Origin of the sequence: Rhabdothermincola sediminis (genome assembly GCF_014805525.1) — a bacterium.
Classification (GTDB): domain Bacteria; phylum Actinomycetota; class Acidimicrobiia; order Acidimicrobiales; family Acidimicrobilacustridaceae; genus Rhabdothermincola; species Rhabdothermincola sediminis.
In genome coordinates, this window is record NZ_JACFSZ010000022.1 from 14,831 (window position 1) to 37,727 (window position 22,897).

Annotated in this window: 24 protein-coding genes; 16 read left to right on the forward strand and 8 right to left on the reverse strand. The window is 71.5% G+C overall.

Annotated elements, in window-relative coordinates; all coding sequences use genetic code 11:
• Positions 1–3: 3 nt before the first annotated feature.
• Both HZF19_RS14975 and HZF19_RS14980 read left to right on the forward strand, forming a co-directional pair.
• Positions 4–435 (forward strand): gamma-glutamylcyclotransferase family protein, encoded by a 432-nt coding sequence (locus HZF19_RS14975; protein WP_208029609.1) that lies wholly within the window; start codon positions 4–6, stop codon positions 433–435.
• A complete protein-coding gene (locus tag HZF19_RS14980) occupies positions 432–1,229 on the forward strand; it encodes a hypothetical protein (protein ID WP_208029610.1) in 798 nt (265 codons plus the stop codon). Before HZF19_RS14975 ends, HZF19_RS14980 begins: the two co-directional genes overlap by 4 nt.
• On the opposite strand, the gene HZF19_RS14985 is transcribed toward HZF19_RS14980, so the two are convergent.
• A complete protein-coding gene (locus HZF19_RS14985; protein ID WP_208029611.1) occupies positions 1,196–1,915 on the reverse strand; it encodes an NUDIX hydrolase in 720 nt (239 codons plus the stop codon). The two genes, HZF19_RS14980 and HZF19_RS14985, sit on opposite strands and share 34 nt — an antisense overlap.
• Positions 1,912–2,391 carry a VOC family protein gene (locus tag HZF19_RS14990; protein ID WP_208029612.1) on the reverse strand — a complete coding sequence of 160 codons (480 nt, stop codon included), beginning with the start codon at positions 2,389–2,391 and terminating at the stop codon, positions 1,912–1,914. Before HZF19_RS14990 ends, HZF19_RS14985 begins: the two co-directional genes overlap by 4 nt.
• Positions 2,392–2,453: 62 nt before the next feature.
• Between HZF19_RS14990 and HZF19_RS14995 the strand changes: the two genes are divergently transcribed.
• The 5 genes from HZF19_RS14995 (at position 2,454) to HZF19_RS17300 (ending at position 7,563) form a co-directional block, all read left to right on the forward strand.
• A complete protein-coding gene (locus HZF19_RS14995; protein ID WP_208029613.1) occupies positions 2,454–3,143 on the forward strand; it encodes a TetR/AcrR family transcriptional regulator in 690 nt (229 codons plus the stop codon).
• Positions 3,140–4,291, forward strand: coding sequence for an amidohydrolase family protein (locus HZF19_RS15000; protein ID WP_208029614.1), 1,152 nt, complete (start codon positions 3,140–3,142; stop codon positions 4,289–4,291). The genes HZF19_RS14995 and HZF19_RS15000 overlap by 4 nt, the downstream gene beginning before the upstream one ends.
• Positions 4,228–6,033 (forward strand): N-acyl-D-amino-acid deacylase family protein, encoded by a 1,806-nt coding sequence (locus HZF19_RS15005; RefSeq protein ID WP_307781247.1) that lies wholly within the window; start codon positions 4,228–4,230, stop codon positions 6,031–6,033. The genes HZF19_RS15000 and HZF19_RS15005 overlap by 64 nt, the downstream gene beginning before the upstream one ends.
• A gap of 61 nt (positions 6,034–6,094) precedes the next feature.
• Complete coding sequence (locus HZF19_RS17295; RefSeq protein ID WP_208029615.1) at positions 6,095–7,330, forward strand: cytochrome P450; 1,236 nt, start codon at positions 6,095–6,097, stop codon at positions 7,328–7,330.
• Positions 7,327–7,563, forward strand: coding sequence for a ferredoxin (locus tag HZF19_RS17300; protein ID WP_208029616.1), 237 nt, complete (start codon positions 7,327–7,329; stop codon positions 7,561–7,563). The genes HZF19_RS17295 and HZF19_RS17300 overlap by 4 nt, the downstream gene beginning before the upstream one ends.
• Here HZF19_RS17300 and rsgA read toward each other — a convergent pair.
• Complete coding sequence (rsgA, locus tag HZF19_RS15020; RefSeq protein ID WP_208029617.1) at positions 7,520–8,602, reverse strand: ribosome small subunit-dependent GTPase A; 1,083 nt, start codon at positions 8,600–8,602, stop codon at positions 7,520–7,522. The two genes, HZF19_RS17300 and rsgA, sit on opposite strands and share 44 nt — an antisense overlap.
• Before the next feature lie 58 nt (positions 8,603–8,660).
• Here rsgA and HZF19_RS15025 point away from each other — a divergent pair, with 58 nt between their 5' ends.
• Positions 8,661–9,527 carry an SDR family oxidoreductase gene (locus HZF19_RS15025; protein ID WP_208029618.1) on the forward strand — a complete coding sequence of 289 codons (867 nt, stop codon included), beginning with the start codon at positions 8,661–8,663 and terminating at the stop codon, positions 9,525–9,527.
• 42 nt (positions 9,528–9,569) lie between these two features.
• On the opposite strand, the gene HZF19_RS15030 is transcribed toward HZF19_RS15025, so the two are convergent.
• Positions 9,570–10,391: an MBL fold metallo-hydrolase gene (locus tag HZF19_RS15030; RefSeq protein WP_208029619.1), complete on the reverse strand. Its 822-nt coding sequence runs from the start codon at positions 10,389–10,391 to the stop codon at positions 9,570–9,572.
• 116 nt (positions 10,392–10,507) lie between these two features.
• Between HZF19_RS15030 and HZF19_RS15035 the strand changes: the two genes are divergently transcribed.
• Positions 10,508–10,729: a hypothetical protein gene (locus HZF19_RS15035; protein ID WP_208029620.1), complete on the forward strand. Its 222-nt coding sequence runs from the start codon at positions 10,508–10,510 to the stop codon at positions 10,727–10,729.
• Between the two features lie 4 nt (positions 10,730–10,733).
• On the opposite strand, the gene HZF19_RS15040 is transcribed toward HZF19_RS15035, so the two are convergent.
• On the reverse strand, positions 10,734–11,513 hold the full coding sequence (locus tag HZF19_RS15040; protein ID WP_208029621.1) for an SDR family oxidoreductase: 780 nt from the start codon (positions 11,511–11,513) through the stop codon (positions 10,734–10,736).
• Positions 11,514–11,515: 2 nt separating this feature from the next.
• Positions 11,516–12,004 carry a nuclear transport factor 2 family protein gene (locus HZF19_RS15045; RefSeq protein WP_208029622.1) on the reverse strand — a complete coding sequence of 163 codons (489 nt, stop codon included), beginning with the start codon at positions 12,002–12,004 and terminating at the stop codon, positions 11,516–11,518.
• A 218-nt stretch (positions 12,005–12,222) separates the two neighbouring features.
• On the opposite strand from HZF19_RS15045, the gene HZF19_RS15050 reads away from it, so the two are divergent.
• From HZF19_RS15050 to lgt, 4 genes are all read left to right on the forward strand, one after another.
• Complete coding sequence (locus HZF19_RS15050) at positions 12,223–14,343, forward strand: sensor domain-containing protein (protein ID WP_208029623.1); 2,121 nt, start codon at positions 12,223–12,225, stop codon at positions 14,341–14,343.
• Positions 14,340–14,762 (forward strand): VOC family protein, encoded by a 423-nt coding sequence (locus tag HZF19_RS15055; protein ID WP_208029624.1) that lies wholly within the window; start codon positions 14,340–14,342, stop codon positions 14,760–14,762. Before HZF19_RS15050 ends, HZF19_RS15055 begins: the two co-directional genes overlap by 4 nt.
• A 165-nt stretch (positions 14,763–14,927) precedes the next feature.
• A complete protein-coding gene (locus HZF19_RS15060; protein ID WP_208029625.1) occupies positions 14,928–16,736 on the forward strand; it encodes an acyl-CoA dehydrogenase in 1,809 nt (602 codons plus the stop codon).
• 2 nt (positions 16,737–16,738) lie between these two features.
• The gene (gene lgt / locus HZF19_RS15065) at positions 16,739–17,593 is read left to right on the forward strand and encodes a prolipoprotein diacylglyceryl transferase (RefSeq protein ID WP_208029626.1); all 855 of its coding nucleotides are present in this window, start codon (positions 16,739–16,741) and stop codon (positions 17,591–17,593) included.
• Between the two features lie 66 nt (positions 17,594–17,659).
• Here lgt and HZF19_RS15070 read toward each other — a convergent pair whose 3' ends face one another.
• Together HZF19_RS15070 and HZF19_RS15075 are read right to left on the reverse strand one after the other, a co-directional pair.
• On the reverse strand, positions 17,660–18,721 hold the full coding sequence (locus tag HZF19_RS15070; protein WP_208029627.1) for a phosphotransferase family protein: 1,062 nt from the start codon (positions 18,719–18,721) through the stop codon (positions 17,660–17,662).
• A gap of 87 nt (positions 18,722–18,808) precedes the next feature.
• Entirely contained in the window at positions 18,809–19,615 is an 807-nt protein-coding gene (locus HZF19_RS15075) for a phytanoyl-CoA dioxygenase family protein (RefSeq protein WP_307781248.1), read from the reverse strand.
• Positions 19,616–19,720: 105 nt separating this feature from the next.
• Here HZF19_RS15075 and HZF19_RS15080 point away from each other — a divergent pair, with 105 nt between their 5' ends.
• The 3 genes from HZF19_RS15080 to HZF19_RS15090 all read left to right on the forward strand — a co-directional run bounded on the left by HZF19_RS15080 (position 19,721) and on the right by HZF19_RS15090 (position 22,897).
• A complete protein-coding gene (locus HZF19_RS15080; protein WP_208029628.1) occupies positions 19,721–20,209 on the forward strand; it encodes a glutathione peroxidase in 489 nt (162 codons plus the stop codon).
• Positions 20,210–20,288: 79 nt separating this feature from the next.
• The gene (locus HZF19_RS15085) at positions 20,289–21,458 is read left to right on the forward strand and encodes a DEAD/DEAH box helicase (RefSeq protein WP_208029629.1); all 1,170 of its coding nucleotides are present in this window, start codon (positions 20,289–20,291) and stop codon (positions 21,456–21,458) included.
• Positions 21,459–21,559: 101 nt separating this feature from the next.
• The gene (locus tag HZF19_RS15090) at positions 21,560–22,897 is read left to right on the forward strand and encodes a hypothetical protein (RefSeq protein WP_208029638.1); all 1,338 of its coding nucleotides are present in this window, start codon (positions 21,560–21,562) and stop codon (positions 22,895–22,897) included.

Here is a 22,897-nt window from a genome sequence, read left to right on the forward strand (position 1 = left end):
CTGATGGAGCCGGAGCTGTTCGCGCTGTACGGCACCCTCATGAGCGGTGAGGGTGGCCAGGAGCGGCTCGGGCTCCAGGGCCGACTGCAGCCGCGTGGGCCGTGCGTGCTGGCGGGCACCCTCGTCGAGCTCGGCTGGTACCCGGGGCTGGTGCTCGAGCCCGCCGGCCGGGTCATCGGCGAGCTCGTCCGGGTCGCCGACGCGGGGGTGCTCGAGGTCCTCGACCGCTACGAGGGATTCGATCCCGCGTCCCCCGAGCGGTCGCTGTTCGTCCGCACCCGGCTCGTGACGGTCGAGCCGGGCGTCGAGGCGTGGGCCTACGTCTTCACCGGTGAGGTCCCGGACGGCAGGGTGATCGCGTCGGGTGACTGGCGGGCCCACCGGGCCGCTGGCCCGGTCGACCCGCCCGGTCCGGCCGACACCGGCGGGACGTGAGCGGCTGGTGGCGCCGGGTGATCGGCGCCGATCGCTGGGACGGGACCGCCGGGCGGCCCCGCTCCGCCAACGGGGCTTCGTCGTTCCACCTCGCCTGGCAGGTGCCTTCCGGCGAGTGGGTGGCGGCGGAGGCGACGCTCGAGGTCACCGTGGCCCCGTCGGTGGACGCCCTCTACTTCTGGGCGCTGCAGGTGACCTTCACCGAGGCCGGGCGCCACGGCGGTGCGGCGCACCTCGGTCTGCAGTGGCACCCCAGCCACCCTGGGCGCACCGCCATCAACTGGGGCGGCTACGGGGCCGGGGGAGGGGAGCTGGCCGGCAGCGATTCGCCCCTGCCGTCGGCGACCGGCAACCCCAACACCCGGGACTTCGCCTGGCACCCGGCCCGGCCCTACCGGTTGCGGATCCGGCGATCGGGCGAGCTGGCGCCGGGCGCACCGCCGGGGGCCACGAGCTGGCGGGGGGAGGTGGTGGACCTGGCAGGTGGTGGCCAGGTCACGGTGGTGCGGGAGTTGTTCGCGCCGGGGCGGCACCTCGCTGACGCGCTGGTCTGGTCCGAGGTGTTCGCCGACTGCGACGCGCCACCCACCGAGGTCCACTGGCGCGAGCTGGCGGTCATCGACGAGCGCGGGCGCACGGTGTCGGTGCCGGCGGTGAGGGTGAACTACCAGGCTGTCGCGGAGGGTGGTTGCTCGCAGACCGACAGCTCGGTGGAGGCGGGGGCGTTCGTCCAGCGGACCTCGACCCCGCGAGCCACTCCTCAGGGGGCGTTGCTGGCGGGGTCGCGCTCGTAGCGCCAGCCGCTCTCGAGCATCCAGAGGCGATGGCGCGCGCCGTCGACCACCGCGTCGGCGGTCTCGTAGCCGGCGTCGCCGTGGTAGAGGGCCACCACACCACCCTCGACCATCGCGAAGCGGGTGGCGAAGTGCTCGGCGGGCCGCGCGGCCAGCGCGCCGAGGACCTCGGTCACGGTGCGGTAGGGCCGGAGCTGCTCCAGGGTGATCCAGGTCGGCGGCGCCAGCTCGATCTCGAGAGCGTTGCGCCGGGCCATCGCCTCGGCGGGGGTGGTCCAGCAGTGCTCCTCGATCTCCCCGCCGTCGACCACGATCTCGGTGTCGGGGGCCCGGGTGGCGAAGAACCAGGTGGCGTAGCGGCGCATCCGGACCGGGGGCGGGGTCCAGTGTGAGAACCACACCAGCCCTTCCTCCTCGAGCACCAGGCCGGCTTCCTCCCGGGCTTCGCGCACCGCGGCCCGCCTGGCCGCGGTCTCGAGGTCGCCGGGGTGGCCGGCCACGTGGTCGGCTTCGTCGATCCGCCCGCCGGGCCACACCCACATCCCTCCCGCGAACGCCAGTGCCGAGTTGCGGCGCAGCATCAACGTCTCCAGCCCGCTCGGCCCGTCGCGTAGCGGCACGACGGTCGCCGCGGGGATGGTGGGGACGTCGGGGTCGGGCTCGGGCAGGGGCACGGGCGCGCTCACCGCTCGCCGCGGGAGCCGTAGCGGGCCAGCTCGCGATCGAGGTCCAGGGGCATCACTGGTGCCCGGCCCTCGTACGCGTCCCAGTCGCTGCGGGGGACGAGGTACATGATCTCGAACTCGTTGTCATCAGGATCGACACCGTAGAGCGACTTGCTGGTGCCGTGGTCGGATGCGCCCGCCAGCGCGCCCAGCTGCCGCAGCGTCGCCGCCGCGCCGGCGAGGTCCTCGATGGTGTCGACCTGCCAGGCGAGGTGGTAGAGGCCCACCGACCCGGGAGGGGGCGACGGCGCGGTGGGCCCCACCGCGAACAGGCCGAGGTCGTGGTGGTTGCCCGAGCCTGCGGCCCGCAGGAACGCGGCCCGGCCGGGGACCTGTTCCACCACCTCGAAGCCGAACGCCTCGCGGTAGAAGGCGACGCTGCGGTCCACGTCCCGCACGTAGAGCACCGCGTGGTTGAGACGCCTGACAGGGATCATCCCTCCATCCAACCGCGGGAGGGCCTTGTTCCATCCTGCCCCGGCTGTCATGATTCGGGAGAATGCCGTTCTCCCATCACGAGATCTCTGCTATCCCTGCCTGGCAGGCCCGGGCGCTCGACCGCTCGCTGTCGGAGGCGAGGGCTCGTTCGGTCGAGCGGCTCTCGCGCTTCGTTGCTGCCGCCCGTTCGCTCGCCACCGAGTCGGCCAGCGCCGCGTTCACCGTGCAGCAGGTCGTCGAACGCTCCGGGCAGTCGCTCAAGAGCTTCTACCGACTCTTCGACGGCAAGGACGATCTCTTGCTGGCGCTGCTGGAGGAAGATTGCGCGGTCGGCGCCCTCTTCCTCGCCGAGATGGTCGAGGCCCACGACGACCCCCTCGAGCGGGTTCGGGCGTGGGTCACCGGCCTGTTCGAACTGATGGCCGCCGGCGACGAGGGCTACGTCGGGGTCCTGGTGCGAGAGTACGGTCGGCTCTCGGAGGAGCGGCCCGACCAGATGGAACAAGCGGTCGCCCCGTTCCTCGACCTGTTGGTGGACCTGCTCGAGCGGGCGCAGGACAGCGGGGCGGCCCGAGCGCAGGACACCCGGCGGGACGCGACGCTGGTCTTCACGCTGGTGCTGCGCTGCATCCACGAGCTGGCGTTGGGCCGGGATCCCCGCCCGCCGGGCGAAGTCGCCGAGCACGTGTGGTCCTTCTGCTGGCACGGCATGTCGGCACCCAACGGCACGGCGAGGCGGAACCGGAGATGACGCTGCGCATCATCTCCGCGGACGACCACGTGATCGAGCCCGCCCACCTCTTCGAGGGCCGCCTGCCCGCCGCCCTCCAGCCGGATGCCCCGCGGATCGTCACCGCTGCGGACGGCACCGAGGCCTGGGAGTACGACGGGCAGCGCTACCCCCAGATCGGGCTCAACGCGGTGGTGGGCCGGCCCAAGGACCAGTGGAGCATGGATCCGGCCCGGTTCGACGAGATGCGCCGGGGCTGCTGGGACCCGGTGGCCCGGGTCGCCGACATGGACCTCGACGGCGTCGACGTCCAGCTCTGCTACCCCTCGCTCATCGCCGGGTTCGCGGGCACGGTCTTCCTCGGCAGCCGCGACCCGCGGCTCGGCGTGGCCTGCGTGCGGGCCTGGAACGACTGGCAGCTCGAGGAGTGGGTCGGGTCGAACCCCGAACGGTTCATCCCCCTGCAGCTGCCGTGGCTCGCCGATCCCGTGCTCGCCGCGCAGGAGGTGCGCGCCAACGCGGCCCGGGGCTTCAAGGCGGTGAGCTTCCTCGAGAACCCGGTCGATGTGGGCCTGCCCTCGCTGCACACCGACCACTGGGACCCGTTCCTCACGGCCTGCGAGGAGACCGGCACGGTGGTGTGCCTCCATTGCGCCTCGTCCGGCTGGTCGGCCTCGCGCTCGCCGGGAGCGCCTCTCGAGCTGCTCACCAGCCTGTTCCCGGTGAACGCGCTGGTCACCGCGGCCGACTGGCTGTGGTCCGGGGTGCCCGTGCGCTTCCCGGACCTGAAGATCTGCCTGGCCGAGAGCGGCATCGACTGGGTGCCGATGCTGATCCACCGCCTCGACTACGTGATGGACCACTCCGCCACCGGCGGCGGCGCCTGGGCCGACCGTGAGCACCGCCCCAGCGAGGTGCTCCGGCGCAACTTCTGGTTCTCCGTGATCGACCTCAACGCCAGCCTGGTGCTCCGGCACGAGATCGGCGTGGAGCACATCGTGCTGGAGAGCGACTACCCGCACGCCGACTCCACCTGGCCGGAGACCCGCACCCGGGCCGAGCAGGCCCTCGCGCCGCTCCCGGTGGAGGAGGCGGAGATGATCGCGTGGCGCAACGCCAGCCGTCTGTTCCGCCACGAGCTCCCGACCTCGACCCGGAAGGCGGCGTGATGCTCGACCTGCTGATTCGTGGCGGCACGGTGGTGGACGGCACCGGCTCACCCGGCCGGCTGGCGGACGTGGCGGTTCGTGGCGGGCGCGTGGTGGCGATCGGCGCACTCGGTGCCATCGGCGAACCGACCCGCCGCACCATCGACGCCACCGGGCTGGTGGTGGCGCCCGGGTTCGTCGACCTCCACACCCACTACGACGCCCAGCTGCTGTGGGACCCCACCGCCAGCCCGTCACCCTTGCACGGGGTCACCACGGTCTTCGGCGGCAACTGCGGCTTCGCGCTCGCACCCGCTGGCGCCGACCACGAGGGCTACCTGGCCCGGATGATGTCGCGGGTCGAGGGCATCCCCCTCACGGCCCTCGAAGCCGGGCTGGACTGGGAGTGGACCTCGTTCGGCGACTGGCTCGGCCGGCTGCCCGGCTCGATCGCGGTGAACGCCGGCTTCCTCGCTGCCCACTCGCCGATCCGGCGCGCGGTCATGGGCGACGACGCGGTGGGTCATCCGGCGAGCGCCGAGCAGATCGAGGCCATGGCCGCGCTGCTGCGGGAGGCGCTCGCCGCGGGCGCGTTGGGCTTGTCGACCTCGCGGGCGCCGACCCACCACGACGGCGAGGGCAACCCGGTGCCGTCGCGGGCCGCGACGGACGAGGAGGTTTTCCGGCTCTGCGACGTGGTGGGCGAGTTCCCCGGCACCCAGCTCGAGGCCATCGTGCCCGGTTGCATCAACGGCTTCAGCCCCGACGAGGTGACGTTCCTGTCCACCATGTCGGCCCGCGCCGACCGCCCCCTCAACTGGAACGTGCTCGGTGTGGGGCACAACGACGGCTGGCGGGAGCAGCTCGCGCTGTCGGACCGGGCGGCGGAGGCCGGCGGTCGGGTGGTGGCGCTCACCCTGCCGCAGGGGATGAAGCTGCGGCTGACGTTCCTGTCCGGCATGATCCTCGACGCTCTTCCCGGGTGGGCGGACCTGTTCGGGCTGCCGGTGGCCGAGCGGCTCGCCGCGCTGCGCGACCCGGCGACCCGCCGCCGCCTCGACGAGGGCGCGCGGTCGCCCGACGCGGGGGTCATCGGCGCGCTGGCCCGCTGGAAGTACCTGCGGGTGGTGGAGACCTTCTCGCCGGAGACCGCACCGTACGAGGGCCTCACGGTGGGCGAGATCGCCGAGCGGACCGGGGCGGAGCCCTTCGACGCGCTCTGTGACGTGGTGATCGCCGACGGACTGCGCACCGGGTTGTCGCCGGGCATGCTCCCCGAGAGCGACGAACTCTGGCGCACCCGGGCCGAGGTGTGGCGCGACCCGCGCACCGTGGTGGGCGCCTCCGACGCCGGCGCCCACCTGGACATGATGTGTGGGGCGACCTACAGCTCGTTCCTGGTCGGCGAAGCCGTGCGCGACCGCGAGCTGCTCACCATGGAGGAGGCGGTCCACCAGCTCACCGCGGTGCCTGCCCGCCTGTACGGCCTCGTGGACCGGGGGGTCCTGGCCGAGGGCGTGCATGCGGACATCACCATCTTCGACCCCGCCACCGTCCGGCCGCGCCCGGAGCGCACCCGCGACGACCTGCCCGGCGGGGCCAGCCGGCTGGTCGCCGAGGCGGACGGCATCGAGCACGTGCTGGTCAACGGCGTCGAGATCGTGCGAGCCGGCGCCTTCACCGGTGCCACGCCCGGCACCGTGCTGCGCTCCGGCGAGGCCACTACCACCGTGACCGCCCGCCCGGCGGAGCCGTCCCGATGAACCCTGCTCGTCGCCCGGCGCGCGACCACCCGCGCCGCACCGGAAGCCCGGAGGACTGCACGTGACCTACGCACCGCCAGCTGTCAACCCCGACTCGCGGGAAGCGAACCCGTACCGGCCCGACGTGGCGGCCGACCCGCTGGCGTTCTACGACCAGCTCCGCACCCAGTGCCCGATCGCCAACATGGAAGGGGTGCCCTCCGGCACCCACATCATCAGCCGCTACGAGGACGTCAAGTTCGCGCTCCGGCACCCGGAGATCTTCTCCTCGGACGTGGTGGCGGTGGACATCGGCCAGGACCGGCCGCTGATCCCGCTGCAGATCGACCCGCCGGGCCACGCCAAGTACCGCCGCCTGATGGACCCCCAGCTCGGCCCCAAGGAGATCGCCTACCTCGAGTCCGACACCCGGGCGCTGGTGAACGACATCGTCGACCGCTTCATCGGTCGCGGCAGTTGCGACTTCCACGCCGAGTTCTCGGTGCCGTTCCCCTGCACGGTGTTCCTCCAGCTCACCGGCCTGCCGCTCGACGACCTCGAGCGGTTCCTGACCTGGAAGGACAACATCATCCGCCCCGATGTGCCCCTCGGCGACACGCAGGCCGCTCAGGAGGTGCGCTACGCGACCGGCCGGGCGATGTACGAGTACTTCGAGGGCGTCATCGAGGACAGGCTCGCCAACCCCGGCGAGGACGTGATCTCGCGCTTCGTGCACGGCGACCTCGAGGGCCGGACCCTCAGCCGGGAGGAGATCGCCGATGTGCTGTACCTGTTCATCCTCGGCGGGCTCGACACCGTCACCTCGACCCTCGACTGCAGCATCGCTTACCTGGCGCAGAACCCGTCGCATCGCCGGGCGCTGGTCGAGGACCCCACGCTCGTGCCGGCCGCGGTGGAGGAGCTGCTGCGGTTGCACACCCCGGTCATGCAGGTGATGCGGGTCGTCAAGCAGGAGCACGAGATGCACGGGGTCAGGATGCTGCCTGGTGATCACGTGATCGTCATGCTCGGTGCGGCCGACACAGACCCGGAGGAGTTCGGGCAGACGGCCGGTGACCTGCACGTCGGGCGCGACGCCAACCGCCACTTCGCCTTCGGGGGAGGTCCGCACCGCTGCCTCGGCTCGCACCTCGCCCGCCTCGAGTTGCGGGTCGCGCTCGAGGAGCTGCACCGACGGATCCCGGACTACGCCGTGGCCGAGGGGGCCGAGCTGTACTACTCGCCGGGGATCCGCGAGATCGCGTCGCTGCCACTCGTGTTCGAGCCGGGTCCCACGCTGGTAGGAGCTGCATCGTGAAGATCCACTTCGAGGCGTCCGCCTGCGTCGGTCATGGCCGCTGCTACGCCCTGGCCCCGGAGGTCTACGACGCCGACGACCAAGGACACTGCATCGTGAAGTTCGAGGTCGTGCCGCCCGAACTGGAGGCGCAGGCCCGGGCCGGCGCGGCGAACTGCCCCGAGGCCGCGCTCGCGGTGGAGGACGGACTCAGCGGCGGCGCCCGGGCCGCGTCCGCCAGGCCGTCTGGGTGATCGTGCCCGGCCGCCGCCGCTCCCGGCGGGCCACCGCCTCGCGGCGCGCCCCGGCTTCCTGCGCCTCCCGGCGGAGCGCCGCGTAGCGGGCCAGGCGGGCCGGGTCCAACGAGCCCGCCTCCGCGGCGGCTCGCACGGCGCAGCCGGGTTCGCGCTCGTGCCCGCAGTCGCGGAACCGGCATCCCGAGGCGAGCTCCTCGATGTCGGGGAAGGCGAGCGCCAGGCCCTCCTCGGCCTCCCACAGGCCGAGTCCCCGCAGCCCCGGCGTGTCGATGAGCACCCCGCCGGTGGGTACGAGGAGCAGGTCGCGGGTGACGGTGGTGTGACGGCCCTTCGCGTCACCGGCTCGCACGCCTCGCGTCGCCTGCACCTCCTCGCCCACCAGTCGGTTGGTGAGGGTGGACTTGCCCGCCCCGGACTCCCCGAGCATCACCGCGGTGCGGTTCGGGCGGAGCACCTCCCGGATGGGGTCGAGCCCGGTGCCCCGGTGCGCGCTGACCGCCAGGACCTCGACGCCCGGCGCCAGGGCTGCCAGCGCCTCGAGTGCGGGGCTCGGGTCGTCCACCAGGTCGGTCTTCGTCGCCACCACGGTGGGTTGCGCGCCGCCCTCCCAGGCGAGCACGAGCGTGCGTTCCAGCCGGCCGCCGCGCAGCGGCCGATCGAGGCCGTGCACCGCCAGCACCGAGTCGACGTTCGTCGCCAGCACCTGCTCGCGCTGGCCGTGCGCGTCGACGCGGGTTACGGCCGAGAAACGGGGGAGCACCCCGGCGATGGTGCCGGGGCCGCCGGCGTCCGCAGGCGCGACCGCCACCCAGTCGCCGGTGGTGGGCATGCGCTCCGCGCCGTCGCTCCAGCCGGCGGCGCGTGCGGGGGCCGTGAACGTGCCCGAGGCCGCCTGCAGGAGGACCCGCCCCCGGTCGGCCCGCACCACCCGCGCCGCGATGGTCCCCCGAGGCGCGCTGGCCCACCAGCGCTCCACGCGCTCGTCCCATCCCCAGGCGTGGAGAGGGTGGCGCTCCCCGGCACCCGCGCCGGCCATCGAGCTAGTTTGCTCCAACCCGGAACGGAGCGGACATCCAGTGGACGAGCCACCTGACATGCGAGGCAAGGTCGTGCTCATCACGGGCGGGAACTCCGGCATCGGTCGGGTCGCGGCGGTGGAGCTGGCCCGGCTGGGCGCGACGGTGCTCATCACGGCCCGGGACGAGGCGAAGGGAGCCGACGCGTTGGCCGAGGTGCGCCGCCGGTCAGGTCGCGAGGACGCCGCGGTCCTGCCGCTCGATCTCGGCGACCTGCGCTCGGTGCGCGCCCTGGCGGAGCGGGTGCTCGGTGGCTATGACCGTCTCGACGTCCTGGTCAACAACGCCGGTGGGGTGCTCTCGGAGCGGACGCTCACCGCTGACGGCTTCGAGGCCACGTTCGGGGTCAACCACCTCGGCCACTTCCTGCTCACGGAGCTGCTGGTCGGCCGCCTGAGGCGCTCGGCGCCGGCGCGGATCGTGAACGTGTCGTCGGTGGCCCACCGCTTCGTCGTCGCCGGGTTCTCCTTCGCCGATCCACAGTTCGAGCGCCGGCGGTACCGGGGCGTGGCGGCCTACAACCAGTCCAAGCTGGCCAACATCCTGTTCACCATGGAGCTGGCGCGGCGCCTGACCGGCACGGGGGTCACCGCCAACGCGATGCACCCTGGCGCGGTGGCCACCGGCTTCGGGTCCGCCGAGGACACCAAGGGGATCGAGCGGGTGGCCATGGTGCTCGGCCGGCCGTTCCTGATCAGCCCGGAGCGGGGAGCCCGCACGCTCGTCTACCTGGCGTCGTCGTCCGCGGTCGCCGGGGTGACTGGTGGCTACTTCGTGCGCTGTCGCATGCACACGCCGAGCCGGGCGGCGCGCGATCCCGGGGCGGCGCGCCGGCTGTGGGAGCTGAGCGAGCAGTTGCTCGAGCAGGCCGGCGCCGGACGCTGAACCGGCCCGACCACCCCGGGCGGTTCCCGCTCCCGGAGGTGATCACGCCAGTCCCGCGAGCCGCAGCATGGAGGGGGGCACGCCGTCGTCGCCCGCAGCCAGCATCGCGGCCCGCTCGACGTTGACCGCGTCGAGGTGGCGCTCGGCCCACCGGTCCCAGGGTCCCGGTGGCACGCGCGACGGGTCGCCGCCCGCTTCGACGCAGGAGTAGAGGTAGGCCTGCAGGGCCAACACGTCGTCGGCTCCGCCCACTGGGCCGATGCCGGGCACGATGGTGGTGGCGAGGCCGACCAGCTCGCCGAGCGCGTCGGCCCAGGCTTCGGGGTCACCGTCGAACGCGTTGGGGGTGACCCCGAAGCTGCACATCGCTCCGGCGAAGAGGACGTCGGTCGCGGGGATCAGGGCGACGAGGTTCTCGCGCTGTTCGCCTGCGGTGGGCAGCGCGCACACCGTCGGTGAGAGCCACGCCGCGGTATCGACGGTGTGGGACACCGGGCGGGTGGCGAAGTCGTCGTCGAAGGCCTGCGCGTGGTCGGGGTAGAGGGCCCGGTAGACCGCGGGGTTCGCCGGCTGGTCGAGCAGGGCGCTGGTCTGGCGGCGGCCGTAGCGGGCGGCCATCCAGAACACCGAGGACCCACCGGTGAACTCCACGTGGCTGCTCGTGTAGACCACGCGCCGGACCGGCAGCTGGTTGGCGGCCATCTCCTCGGCCAGTGGCGCGGCGAGCGCCGGTGCCAGCAGGCAGTCGAGCAGGGTCACCCCGTCGTCGTCGACGATCACTCCGGCGTTGGTGTGCCCGTGACCGGAGGGTTCACTCAGCCACGCGTGCACCCCCGGCGCGAGCTGCTGCAGTCGACCCCCCATGGGTGCGCACGCTACCGGCGACTACCCACCCGTTGAACCGTTCATGAGAGCGGGGCTGGGGGCCGCGGATCGGTGAGCAGTTCGGGGAGAAGGGGCCGCCGGTAAGCTGCCGGCCCGTGGCCAACCGGAAGAAGACCCAGAAGAAGCGCAAGCCGAGCCGGCCGCTCCCGAAGGTGGGATCGCCGAAGGACGACGCCTACCGGCTCGAGCACAGTCGCCAGGACCTGGTCGACTTCGGTTTGGCCGATCCCAAGCGAGGGCCGGTCAACTGGATCATCGTGGCAGTGATCGTGGTCCTCCTCGGCCTGGGCTGCCTCGCGCTCATCATGTTCACCTGACGGCTCACGCAGTGGTGGCGATGCCCCCGTCGACCGGGATCACGGCCCCTGTCAGGTAGGAGCCTGCCTTCGAGCTGAGGAAGATCGCGGTGCCGGCCATGTCGTCGGGCTCGCCGATGCGCCCGAGCGGGCACTGGGCCCGGATCACGTCGCCGAAGGCGTCGAGGGTGGCGGCCATCATCTTGCTCTCGAAGGGTCCGGGGGCGATGGCATTGACCGTGATGTGATCCCGGGCCAGGCGCTTGGCCAGCACCCGGGTGAGGTGGTGCACCGCGGCCTTGCTGGTCGAGTACGAGTACGTCTCGAACTCGGGCACCCGGAGGCCGTCGATGGAGCCGATGTTGATCACCCGGGCGGGATCGGTAGGAGAGCCGGCCGTGGCGAGGCTCGGGACGAGCGCCCGCGTCAGGTGGAACACGCCCTTGACGTTCAGGTCGAGCACCCGGTCCCAGGCCGAGTCGGGGAACTCGGCGAGCGGCGCGCCCCAGTTCGCGCCGGCGTTGTTGACCAGGATGCCGAGCGAACCGTCGAAGTGGCTGCTCACCTCGGCGGCGAGCCGGCGGCACTCGTCCGCTGTAGACAGGTCGGCCGGCATCGCCACGCACTCGCCGATCCGGCCGAGCTCCTCGGCCACCTGGGCGCACACGTCGGCCTTGCGCGAGGAGATGACCACCCGGGCGCCCGCCTCGACGAACCCGCGGGCGATCATCAGGCCGATGCCTCGGCTGCCACCGGTGACGAGCGCGGTCTTGCCGTGGATGGAGAACAGGTCGGCAGCAGGCATGTTCACCCCGGTGGGAGGTTGATGAGCAGGTGGTCGTGGACGTCGCCGTAGAATCGCGGCAGCAGCATCCGCTCGGTGAACCGCCACTCGCCCAGCCCCGCTGGGCCGGCGCCTTCCCGGCGCTCGAAGCGGTCCCGGTAGCGGCCGGCGGCGATCGGTTGGAGGGCCACGGCCGGGGTCTGCTGCAGCACGGTGAAATACGAGCGAGCGTGAGCGGTCGCCGCTCCGGCTTCGAGCTCGACGATGACGTTGGTGGTGACGTGGAGGGTGCGGGGCGTGCCGTCGTCGTGCAGGCGGGTGGTGGCCCGGTAGAGGGCGGTCACCGCCTCGGCTCCCTCGGCCAGCACGGTGCCGTCCTCGAGTACGATCCGCCCCTGCCCGAACAGTTCACCCAAGCCCTCGAAGTCGCCTTCGTCGATGAGCTGCGCGTAGCGGTGGATCAGGGCCTCGATCCGGCGATGGTCGTCGGGAGATGCTGGGCGGTCGCGCACGGGCCCGCAGGCTACGGGACGTGCCGGGAGCGAACCAGCACCGCCCCCAGGACGGCCGGGCGGGCACCGGCGGGACCACTGCGTCCAAGCAGATGCAGGCGTATGCTGACGGGCGCATCGCAGCGGCGCCGGTGGCGGACCGGGACCACGGGTGGGTGGGAAGACGACGCGGGACCGCTCCCACCGGTTCGACGAGGTAGCGCGTGAACGGGAGTCCGATGGCTGAGGATCCGCCCCGGCGGGGGCAGGTGGCGCCGCAGCACCAGCGCGCGGGCTCGGACCTCACGCTGGCTCGCCACATCAGCCGGGTGGCGGCCATCTTCGACGCGGTGCCGGTCGGCGTCGGGGTCTGGTCGGTCGACGGGGAGCTCCTGCACCCCAACCCGGTGTTCTGCGACCTGTTGCAGATCTGCCGTGACGAGCTGGTGGGCCAGCCGTTCGAAGCGTTCATCGAGCCGAAGCGGGCGCCGGACGTGCGCCAGTTCGTCGAGGACCTCTGGCGGGGGGAGCGGAACCACTTCGCCTGCGACCTGCGCTGCCGCGGGGTCGACGGTGCCGACCGGTGGATGCGGGCCTTCGTCACCGCCGTGTACGGGCCTGCGGCGCGGCCGGCGTACCTGCTGTCGCAGATCTTCGACTTCGCGGACAGCCGGATCCACACCTCTGCGGGCGAGCGGATGGCCAGCGAGGCCCCCGTGATGCTCTGGCTCACCGACGAGACCGGCGTGCCTCGGGTCGGGAACCGCAAGACCTACGAGTTCCTCGGCGAGCCGGCCCTCGGCGGCGAGCTGCGGCGGAGCGTCTTCGAGCGCACCCATCCCGGTGACTACGCCCGCCTCGCCGAGCAGATCCGCGAGCGGGTGCGCTCGTTGAGGCCGCTCGACGTCGTGGCCCGGTCCCGGCGAGCCGACAGCACCTGGCGGGCCCTCCACCACCGGGCCGAACCAGTGTTCGCGCCCGACGGTCGGTTCACCGGCTATGCCGGCGTGAGCCTCGATGTGACCGAGCAGGAGCGGCTGCGGGCGGAGCTGGCCGAGACCCGTCGCCTGTTCCGCTCCATCACCGAAGCCGGGCCGGTCGCCGTGGCTCGCCTCGACCGGCACGGTCGCATCACCTACGCCAACTCCCGCTGGGGGGAGGTCCTCGACGACCCCGATGTGCAGTTGCTCGGTCTGAGCTGGCAGGGCCTGCTCGCGCCCGAGCTGCTCCGCGAGCTGATCGAGCAGGGTCGGTCCGCAGCCGAGACCGGCACGCCGTTCGAGCGCCGGGTCTCCAAGCTCGACTCGGGGGTGTTCGTGCTCGACCCCGGGAGCGACCTGTCGGGGGCCCGATCGTGGGCAGTGCTGCGAGTGGTGCCGGTGTTCGACGACGCGGGCCGGCGGGACGGGTGGATCGCGACCTTCACCGACATCTCGGCGGAGATGGCGGCGGACTCCCGTGCTGATCGCCTGGCGCACGTGCTCGACGCCGGATCGGACTTCCTCATGATCGCCGAGCGCAGCGGGGCCATCACCTACGTGAACAACGCCGCCCAGGACGTCCTGGGGATCAGCGCCTTCGATCCCCGCTCGGGGTCGGAGACACCCGACTTCCTCACCGATGTGTTCGACGGCGACTCGCTCGAGCTGTACCACGAGGTGATCGAGCCGGTGCTCGCGGGGGAGGGGCTCTGGCGGGGCGAGCTGGCCTTCCGCTCCCGGGAGGGCACCACCATCCCGGTGTCCGCGCTGATCCTCGCCCACCGCAACGAGTACGGGCGGGTCGAGTCGGTGTCCGCCGTGGCCCGCGACATCAGCGACCTGAAGATGGCGCAGAGCCAGCTGCGTGAGCTGGCCACCCATGACTACCTCACGGGCATGCCTAACCGGGTGTTGCTCTACGATCGGTTGGAGCAGGCGCTGAACCGTTACCACCGCTACGGTCAACCTGTGGCGCTGCTCTACCTCGATCTCGATCGCTTCAAGCCGGTCAACGACGACTACGGCCACCACGTCGGCGACCAGGTCCTGCAGAAGATCGCGGACCGCATCAACCGCGTGGTGCGCGACACCGATACCGCGGCTCGCATCGGTGGAGACGAGTTCTGCGTGCTCGTGGAGGGACTCGACGATCCCGACGGCCTGCGAGCGGTCGCCGACCGGCTGATCGAGGCCCTGGACGAGCCGATCATCGTCGGGGGGGCCGAGGCGCACGTGGGGTGCTCGATAGGTCTGGTGTCGGTCGACGACAGCTGCGCGGACGCGGATGCACTGATGGCCCTGGCCGACGCCGCGATGTACCGGGCGAAGGCCGCGGGGCGAGGCTGCTGCGTCGTCTACGAGCCGGGTGGCTCGCCGTGACGGGGGCGGGATCGTGGCCGGGTGGGCCGATCACCGCGCTGCACCACGTGTCGCTGACGGTGTCCGATCTCGACCGCTCCGTGCCGTGGTACCAGGAGACACTCGGTCTCAACGTCGTGGGTGACCAGCACCACGACGAGGGTCGCACGGTGGTGCTGGCGGCCACGAACGGGACGTTCACCCTGCTGCTGCAGGAGCACAAGGCGCACGAGGGTGCGTCCTTCAGCGAGTTCCGACCGGGCCTCGACCACCTGTCGTTCCGCCTCGCCGACGTCGAGGCACTCGAGTGTTGGCGGGCCCGGCTGGATCAGCTCGGGGTGGATCACCAGCCGGTGCGCCACGAGCCTTTCGGCTCGGTGCTGATCTTCCGTGACCCGGACCGCATCCAGCTCGAGCTGTTCGTCGACCCCGCCACCTGACCTCCTCCCTGACCTCTTCCCTGAACCCATCCCCCCCATCCCCGAACTGTTCATCCAGGCGCGCCGCGAAGCCGCGTCTTGATGAACAGCTCGCAGAATGGGTGGTCGTGCACAGGCGGGCGGGTGAGGAGAGCGGGGTGACGGCGACCGGTAGCCTGAGCGCGTATGGCTGCGTACCGACCGCCGCTGCGGGACATCTTCTTCGTGCTCGACCACCTCGTGGACCTGCCGGCCCTCGCCGCCCTCGACGCGTTCACGAACGCCGATCCGGCCACCGTCAGAGGGGTGTTGGAGGAGAATGCCCGGTTCGTCAGTGAGGTCATCGCGCCGCTCAACCGTATCGGCGATCTCCAGGGCAGCGTGCACGACCCCACCACCAACACGGTGACCACCCCCGAGGGGTTCAAGGAGGCGTACCAGCGATACGTCGAGGCCGGTTGGGGTGGGGTGCCGTTCCCGACCCATTACGGCGGGGGTGGCTTCCCGTGGCTGGTGGGCATCGCCATGCAGGAGCTCCTCAGCTCGGCCAACATGTCGTTCTCCATGGCGCCGTTGCTCACCCAGGGCGCCATCGACCTGCTCTCCCATCACGGCAGCGAGGAGCAGAAGGAGGTCTTCCTCCCCAAGATGGTGACCGGCGAGTGGACCGGCACCATGAACCTCACCGAGCCCCAGGCAGGCTCCGACGTCGGTGCGGTGCGCACCAGGGCGGTGCGCCAGGACGACGGCACCTATCGCATCACCGGCACGAAGATCTTCATCACGTTCGGCGAGCACGACCTGGCCGACAACATCGTGCATCTCGTGTTGGCCCGTACCCCTGACGCCCCTCCGGGCACGAAGGGCATCTCCTGCTTCATCGTCCCCAAGTACCTCGTGAACGACGACGGCTCGCTGGGGGAGCGCAACGACGTCGCGTGCGTGTCGATCGAGCACAAGATGGGCATCAAGGCCAGCCCCACCTGCGTGATGTCCTACGGCGACCACGGTGGCGCGGTCGGCTACCTGGTCGGCGAGGAGAACCAGGGCATGCGCTACATGTTCACGATGATGAACAACGCCCGCCTGTCGGTGGGTCTCGAAGGGCTCGCCATCGGGGAGCGGGCGTGGCAGGACGCCCTCGAGTACGCGCAGCAGCGCCGCCAGGGGCGTGCGCCGGGCGCACCCCCGGGGGAGATGTCGCTGATCGTCGAGCACCCCGACGTGCGCCGGATGCTGCTCACCATGAAGGCGTCGGTCGAGGCGATGCGCAACATCGTCTACGTGTGCGCCGAGGCGGTCGATCGATCCACCCATCACCCCGACGAGTCGGTGCGGGCCGCGAGCAAGGAGCTGCTCGACCTGCTCATCCCCGTGGCCAAGGCCTGGTCCACCGACACCGGCATCGAGGTCACGTCACTGGCGATCCAGGTCTACGGGGGGATGGGCTACATCGAGGAGTCCGGAGTCCCGCAGCACTTCCGCGACGCGCGGATCACCGCGATCTACGAGGGCACCAACGGCATCCAGGCCATGGACCTCGTCGGCCGCAAGCTCCCCATGCGTGACGGCCGAGCGGTCGCCGACTACTTCGAGCTGATCGCCTCCATCGATCCCGCCCTGGAGAAGGCCGGTGACGAGCTGTCCGCGACCCGCGCCGCGCTGGGAGGCGCGCTGGACACGGTGGCCGAAACGACCCGGTGGCTGATGGAGCGAGGCTTCGCCGAGCCACGGGACGCCCTGGCTGGTGCCACCCCGTTCCTGCGGATGTTCTCCCTGCTGACCGCGGGCTGGCTGATGGCCCGCCAGGCGCTCGCCGCTCGTGACGCGCAGCAGGAAGCGAGCGGGCAGGAGCTGGAGTTCCTCCGGGCCAAGGTGACGACCGCCCGCTTCTTCTGCGAGCAGATCCTGCCGGCGGTCGACGGGCTGCGAGCGGCGGTGACCGCCGGTCACGAGCAGCTCTTCGCCGTGAGCCCCGAGGCGATCTCGGGGTGAACGTGGGCCACGCTGCCGCACTCGTCGGGTCGATCCCGAGTCCCGGTTCCAACCGGTTGGGCCCACTGCACGCCTACGGGTTGATGATTGCCCTGGGCGTGCTCGCCGCCATCGAGCTCGCCGCCCGGCGGTGGGCCAAGCGTGGCGGTGACCCCAACGACATGTGGGCGATCGCGGTGTGGGCGGTACCCGCCGGCTTGGTGGGTGCCCGCCTCTACCACGTGATCACCGACTGGAAGACCTACTTCCCCGACCGGCCGCTCGATGCCCTCGCGATCTGGCAGGGCGGGCTCGGGATCCCCGGAGGCATCATCTGCGGTGTCGCCGTCGGCGTGTACGTGGGTCGCCGGAAGGGCATCCGGCTGCCCGTCGGTCTCGACACCGTCGCGCCGGCGCTGCCGCTCGCCCAAGCGATCGGCCGGGTGGGGAACTGGTTCAACCAGGAGGTCTTCGGCCGGCCCTCCGACCTGCCGTGGGGGCTCGAGATCGACCCCGCGCACCGCCCGGCGCGCTACGCCCACGCGGCGACGTTCCATCCGACCTTCCTCTACGAGGCGCTTTGGAACCTGGCGCTGGTCGGGGTGCTGGTCTGGCTCGACCGCAAGCGGATCCTGCGGCCGGGCGACCTGTTCGTGGTCTACGTCGGGGGCTACGGGCTCGGCCGGCTGTGGGTCGAATCGCTGCGCAGCGACGAAGCCAGCCTGCTGCTGGGGGTGCGGGTGAACATCTGGATGAGCCTGCTCGCCATCGTGGGCGCGGCAGTGGTGCTGGCGGTACGCGGCGTGAGGCGCCGGCCCGGCGACAGCGACGAGCCGTACCTGGGCACCGCCGCGGCCACCGGCGCGCCGGAGCGCTGAGTACCGCCCCGCGGGTCTCGACCATCCTGGACGCGATCGCCACCGGTCCAGCGAGGTCGGCGACGGTCAGTGGTGAGGGTGGGGCGCCAGTGGGGGGTCGCCGGGAAGATCGTCGTCGAGGTCCTCAGCGTCCCAGGCAACCTGACCGGCCAGCCGGTGGAGGTGGCTGCGTCCCCGCAGGGTGTTCTCCAACCGCTTGTGGGGGTGCCACTCGGGGAGATCCCGGGTCGGGCCGGTTATCGGCTGCTCGGCGAGCTCGCGGCGCAGCTCGTGCACGTCGTAGGAGATGGCATAGAGCAAGGTTCGCTCCAGCAGGTACTCGTGGCCGAACAACTCCGGGTAGTACTCGGCCAGCCAGTAGGGCACCAGTCGATAGTCCTCCACCCGGGTGACCCGGGCGTAGTCCTCGGCGACGTGCCAGGCGGGATGGGCGCAGAACCGCAGGAACACGTCGAGGTCCACGTCGGGGGGCGCGCCCCGGGCCCATTCGAGATCGAGCAGGCCGGTCACGGTGAACCCGTCCCACAGGACGTTCTGGAAGTGCAGGTCGCCGTGGACGAGGGTGTCCGTGGTGTAGGGCTCGAGGGCCGGTGTGCTGGCGAGCACGAGATGCCGGGTGTCGGCGATGAGACCCCGGTCGACGCCTCGGGCCTGCTCCAGCTCGTCAAGGGCCTGCAGGAGGGGTTCGACGATCGGGATCCTGGTGGGGTCGAGCAACTGGGGCGCGTCGTCGAGCATTGCCAGCTCGGGCGGGCAGGGCACCGAGTGCAGTGCTCGCAGCATCGCGGCGAGTTGGCGCACTGCGTTCCGCCGCTCGAAGTCGTTCATCGTGGGCCAGGCCTTGGCCAGCATCTCGCCCGGCAGGCGCTCGGTGATCAGCCAGTCCGCGCCGAGCTGCCCCCCGTAGGCGATGATCTGCGGGTACTGCACCTCGGGCGGTAGCAGGGCGCCGAGGGTGGCCTCCCGGCGGAGGCGGCGGTTGGCCCGGCGGTTCACCCGGATCACGTACTGGTCCGCGAGCCACACCTCGTTGGTGACACTGCTGGCGCGCTGGAGCGGCACGTCGATGGCCAGACCGGCCTCACTCAAGGCCGCGCGGGCGCGGGCCAAGGCGAACGAGTCGCTCACCCGGTTTCCTCAGCGATGTCGAAGTGCACGAAACACTTCTCGGCGGACCCCCGACCGGTCTTGACCGTCCTGTGCCGTCTCACGTGCTCACAAGGCGTCCCACACCAGGCGCCCGGAAGGGTCTCCGTCGAGCAGGGAAGCTGGGCTGCGCTTGTCGATGTGCCCGATGAGACCGTTGTAGATGGAGTAACCGACCAGCTCCCGGAGCCGGCGGTCGAACCCCTTGACGATGCGGGGTGGGATGCCGAGCTGCTGGTTCTCCTGCTGGCGGATGAAGCCTGCGCAGTAGTTCATGGCGATCCCGACCCGGCGCTCGCTCGTACGGTTCGCGCCACCGCCGTGCCACAGGCTGCCGTGCCAGATGAGCACGCTGCCCTTGCGCATCTCGGCCGGGATGCTCGGGTAGTCCCGGCCGTAGTCGGGATCGTGGTCGCGCAGGTGCGAACCAGGGATGATGCGGGTGGCGCCGTTGGCCTCGGTGAAGTCCGTGAGCGCCCACATCGTGTTGCACACCACCGGCGGGTGGGGCTTCGGGATGGGGATGAGCTGGTCGTCCGCGTGGATCGGCTGCGCCGTCTCGCCCGGGCCGATCGAGATCGACGACAGCGACGAGACCAGACAGCCCCGGTCGAGCACCCCTTCGACGATCGGCAGCACGTTGTCGTGCACGGGGATCCGCTCGTAGAGCGGGCCGTGAACGAGCAGGTTGTAGATGCGGATCGTGCGACGCCCTTCGAAGCTGTTGTCGGCGGGCGCGACCTGCAGCTCGCGCTCGAGGCGGAGCAGGTCCTCGGCCAGCGCGTCCACGAGATCGGGCTCGATGGCGTCCTCGACGATCGTGTACCCCTCGGTGGCGATCCGGTCGAGGTGTGCGTGCCGCAGGGCAGGGTCCACCGCGCCATCGTAGGGGAGGGCCTGCCGGCGTGGCGTCCTCTCCCGGCGCCGCACCGCCGGCGGACAGCCGCGCAGCCGGTGCGGGACGCCCTAGCGTTGCGTGCCATGTCGTTCTATCAGCACCACATCAACTACCTCGACGGCACCCCCGCCGACCTCTCCGCGTTCAAGGGCAAGGCACTCCTGGTGGTGAACGTGGCTTCCAAGTGCGGGTTCACCTACCAGTACGAGGGCCTCGAGCGCCTCCATCAGCGGTTCGCGGATCGGGGCTTCGCCGTGCTCGGCTTCCCCTGCAACCAGTTCCTGGGCCAGGAGCCGGGCAGCCCGGAGGAGATCGCCACGTTCTGCCGCACCACCTACGGGGTCGACTTTCCCTTGTTCGAGAAGATCGAGGTCAACGGCGAGGGGAGGCACCCGATCTACGCCGAGCTGACGCAGCTGCCCGATGCCGAGGGCAAGGCCGGCGACGTGGGCTGGAACTTCGAGAAGTTCCTGCTCAGCCCGGAAGGCGAGGTGGTGGCCCGGTTCCGCACCGGCGTCGAGCCGGAGGCCCCGGAGGTCATCGAGGCGATCGAGGCCGTCCTGCCGTCGTAGCTCGGGATCACCCCGAAGCTGCCCAGGCGGGCACCTGACCACGCTCCGGGCGTCCGTCCAGATACCCTCGATGCACGACATGAAGACTTTTGACGCACTGGGTGTTTCCCCAGACCTCGTCGCCACGCTTCGAGAGCGTGGCATCGAACAACCGTTCCCCATTCAAGAGCTCACCATCCCGGATGCGCTGGCCGGCCGTGACGTGTGCGGTAAGGCGAAGACCGGCTCGGGCAAGACCCTGGCGTTCGGCCTCCCGATCCTCGAGCGGGTCAGCCGGGCCGAGCCTGGCCGGCCCCGAGCCCTGGTGCTCGTGCCCACCCGCGAGCTGGCGGGCCAGGTCCGCGACGAGCTGGCGCCGTTGGCGGCCCGCCGTGACCTGCGGGTGGAGGCCATCTACGGCGGCGCCCGGATGGAGCAGCAGGCCCGTGCCCTGACCGGTCGGGTGGACGTGGTGGTCGCCACTCCGGGGCGGATGATCGACTTCATCGGCCGCAAGCAGGTCCGCCTCGACGACGTCGCCCACGTGGTCATCGACGAGGCGGACCGCATGGCCGACATGGGGTTCCTGCCCCAGGTGGAGTGGATCCTGCGGCACATCCCCGGTGACCACCAGACGTTGCTGTTCTCCGCCACCCTCGACGGGGTGGTGGACACGTTGATCCAGCGCTACCAGCGGGAGCCGGCGATGCACGAGGTCGCCTCCGGTCAGGTGACCGTGGAGGAGATGGAGCATCGGTTCCTGCTGGTGCACGAGCTGGACAAGGTGAAGGTGGCGGCAGCCATCGCGGCCGGCGCGACCCGCACGATCATGTTCGTCAACACCAAGCGGGCGGCCGATCGCTTGGCCCGGTCCCTCTCCGCGGAGGGGGTGCGGGCTCGATCCATCCACGGTGACCTGCGCCAGCGTGAGCGGGAGCGGGCCCTCGGCGACTTCGCAGACGGCAAGCTCCCGGTGCTGGTCGCGACCGACGTCGCCGCTCGCGGCATCCATGTCGACGAGGTCGACGTGGTCGTGCACTACGACCCACCCGAGGAGCACAAGACCTACCTGCATCGTTCCGGGCGAACCGCCCGGGCGGGGGAGTCGGGCGTCGTGGTCACGCTGGTGCTGTGGAACCAGGAGCTCGAGGTCAAGCGGCTGATGCGCCGCCTCGGCATCGAGCAGCCGATCGTGGAGGTCTTCTCCAACGATCCCCGGCTCGCTGACCTGGCGAGTTGGGACCCGGCCGCGAACGCCGCCGTGGTCTGATTTCGCCCTGGTTTGCTCCAGAAGCAAGGCCATCCTGCCGACAGGACACCTGGCCGTCCCCGTGCGCGGGCTGGGGACATGTCGTCGATGGGACACCATGCATGAGTGCTGAAGGCAACGATCGGGACCCGAAGGCCCCTCGCACGTTGTTCTCCCTGGGCCGAGAGGGTTCGAAGAAGCGTCGGTCTCCCGCGGTGGAGGACGAGCAGCCTCCACCGCCTCCGGCCCCGCCGCCCTCGTCAGAGCTGCCCCCGCCGCCGCCGCCACCGCCGGGCACGCCGTCCTTCTGCGGTGAGTGCGGGACCGCGCTCGTCGCTGGCTCGGCGTTCTGCGGTGAGTGCGGCGCACCGGTCCCGCGCGGTCCGCTGGTCGAGGTCGCCGGCGCGGAGGCGGTCGAGGAGCCGGAGGAGACCGTGGAGGTCCCGGAGGCCGAGCTCGTCGAAGAGGAGGGGGAGGCGGTCGAGGCTGCCGGCGAGGTCGAACTGGTCGAAGAGATGTTCGACGCGGCTGCTGACGAGGACCTCGATGTCGACACGCCGCTGTCCGTGTTCGCTCCGCCCCCGCCGCCACCCCCGCCACCCCCACCCCCGCCACCTCCACCACCTCCACCACCTCCACCACCTCCACCACCTCCACCACCTGCGGTGGAGGATGACGGCTCGGTCGCGGGCGGGACGACCGAGGCGCCGGCCGAGGGCTCCGAGACGGAGCGGGACACCAGCGACGACACCGTCCCGGTCGCGGCGATGGCCGCGGTCGCCGCGGGCGCCGGGACGGCCGGAGCGGCTGGGGCCGCCGGGTCTCCGTCGTCCCCACCGGTGCCTGCCGGCGCGGGCACCAAGAGCAACAAGGGGGTGATGATCGGAGTCGGCGGCGCCGTCGTGCTCCTGTTGATCATCGTGGGCATCGTCGCGCTGGCCGGTGGCGGTGGTGGCGACAAGGACTCGACCGAGGCCGCCTCCTCGGAGGAGTCCACGACCACCACCCGGGCCGAGCGCTCGACCACCACCACGGCGGACCCGCCCTCGACCACGTCGTCGGTGGAGAGCACCACCACGAGCTCCTCGTCGACGACGTCGTCGACCAACACGACATCGACCACCGCCGCCGTCACCCTGCCACCCCAGACCATCATCGGGCCCCCGCCGACCAACCCCGGACCGACCGGTCCGGCCTTCCTGGTGTTCAGCGGAGGCTCCTGCCAGATCCCGAAGAACGGCTCGGCCACCATCGGGACGATGTCGAACGTCGGCGGCTCGGCGGGGACCTACTCCGCCTCCAGCCCGCAGCTCACCGTGCCCCAGGGCACCATCGCGGCGGGTTCGTCGATCCCGGTGACCGCCACGGCCGCGCCCGGGTACGAAGGGCCGACGACCATCACCTTCAGCGGGCCGGGCCTCTCGGGTACCACCATCAGCTGCCGCGTGCTGAACGGGTAG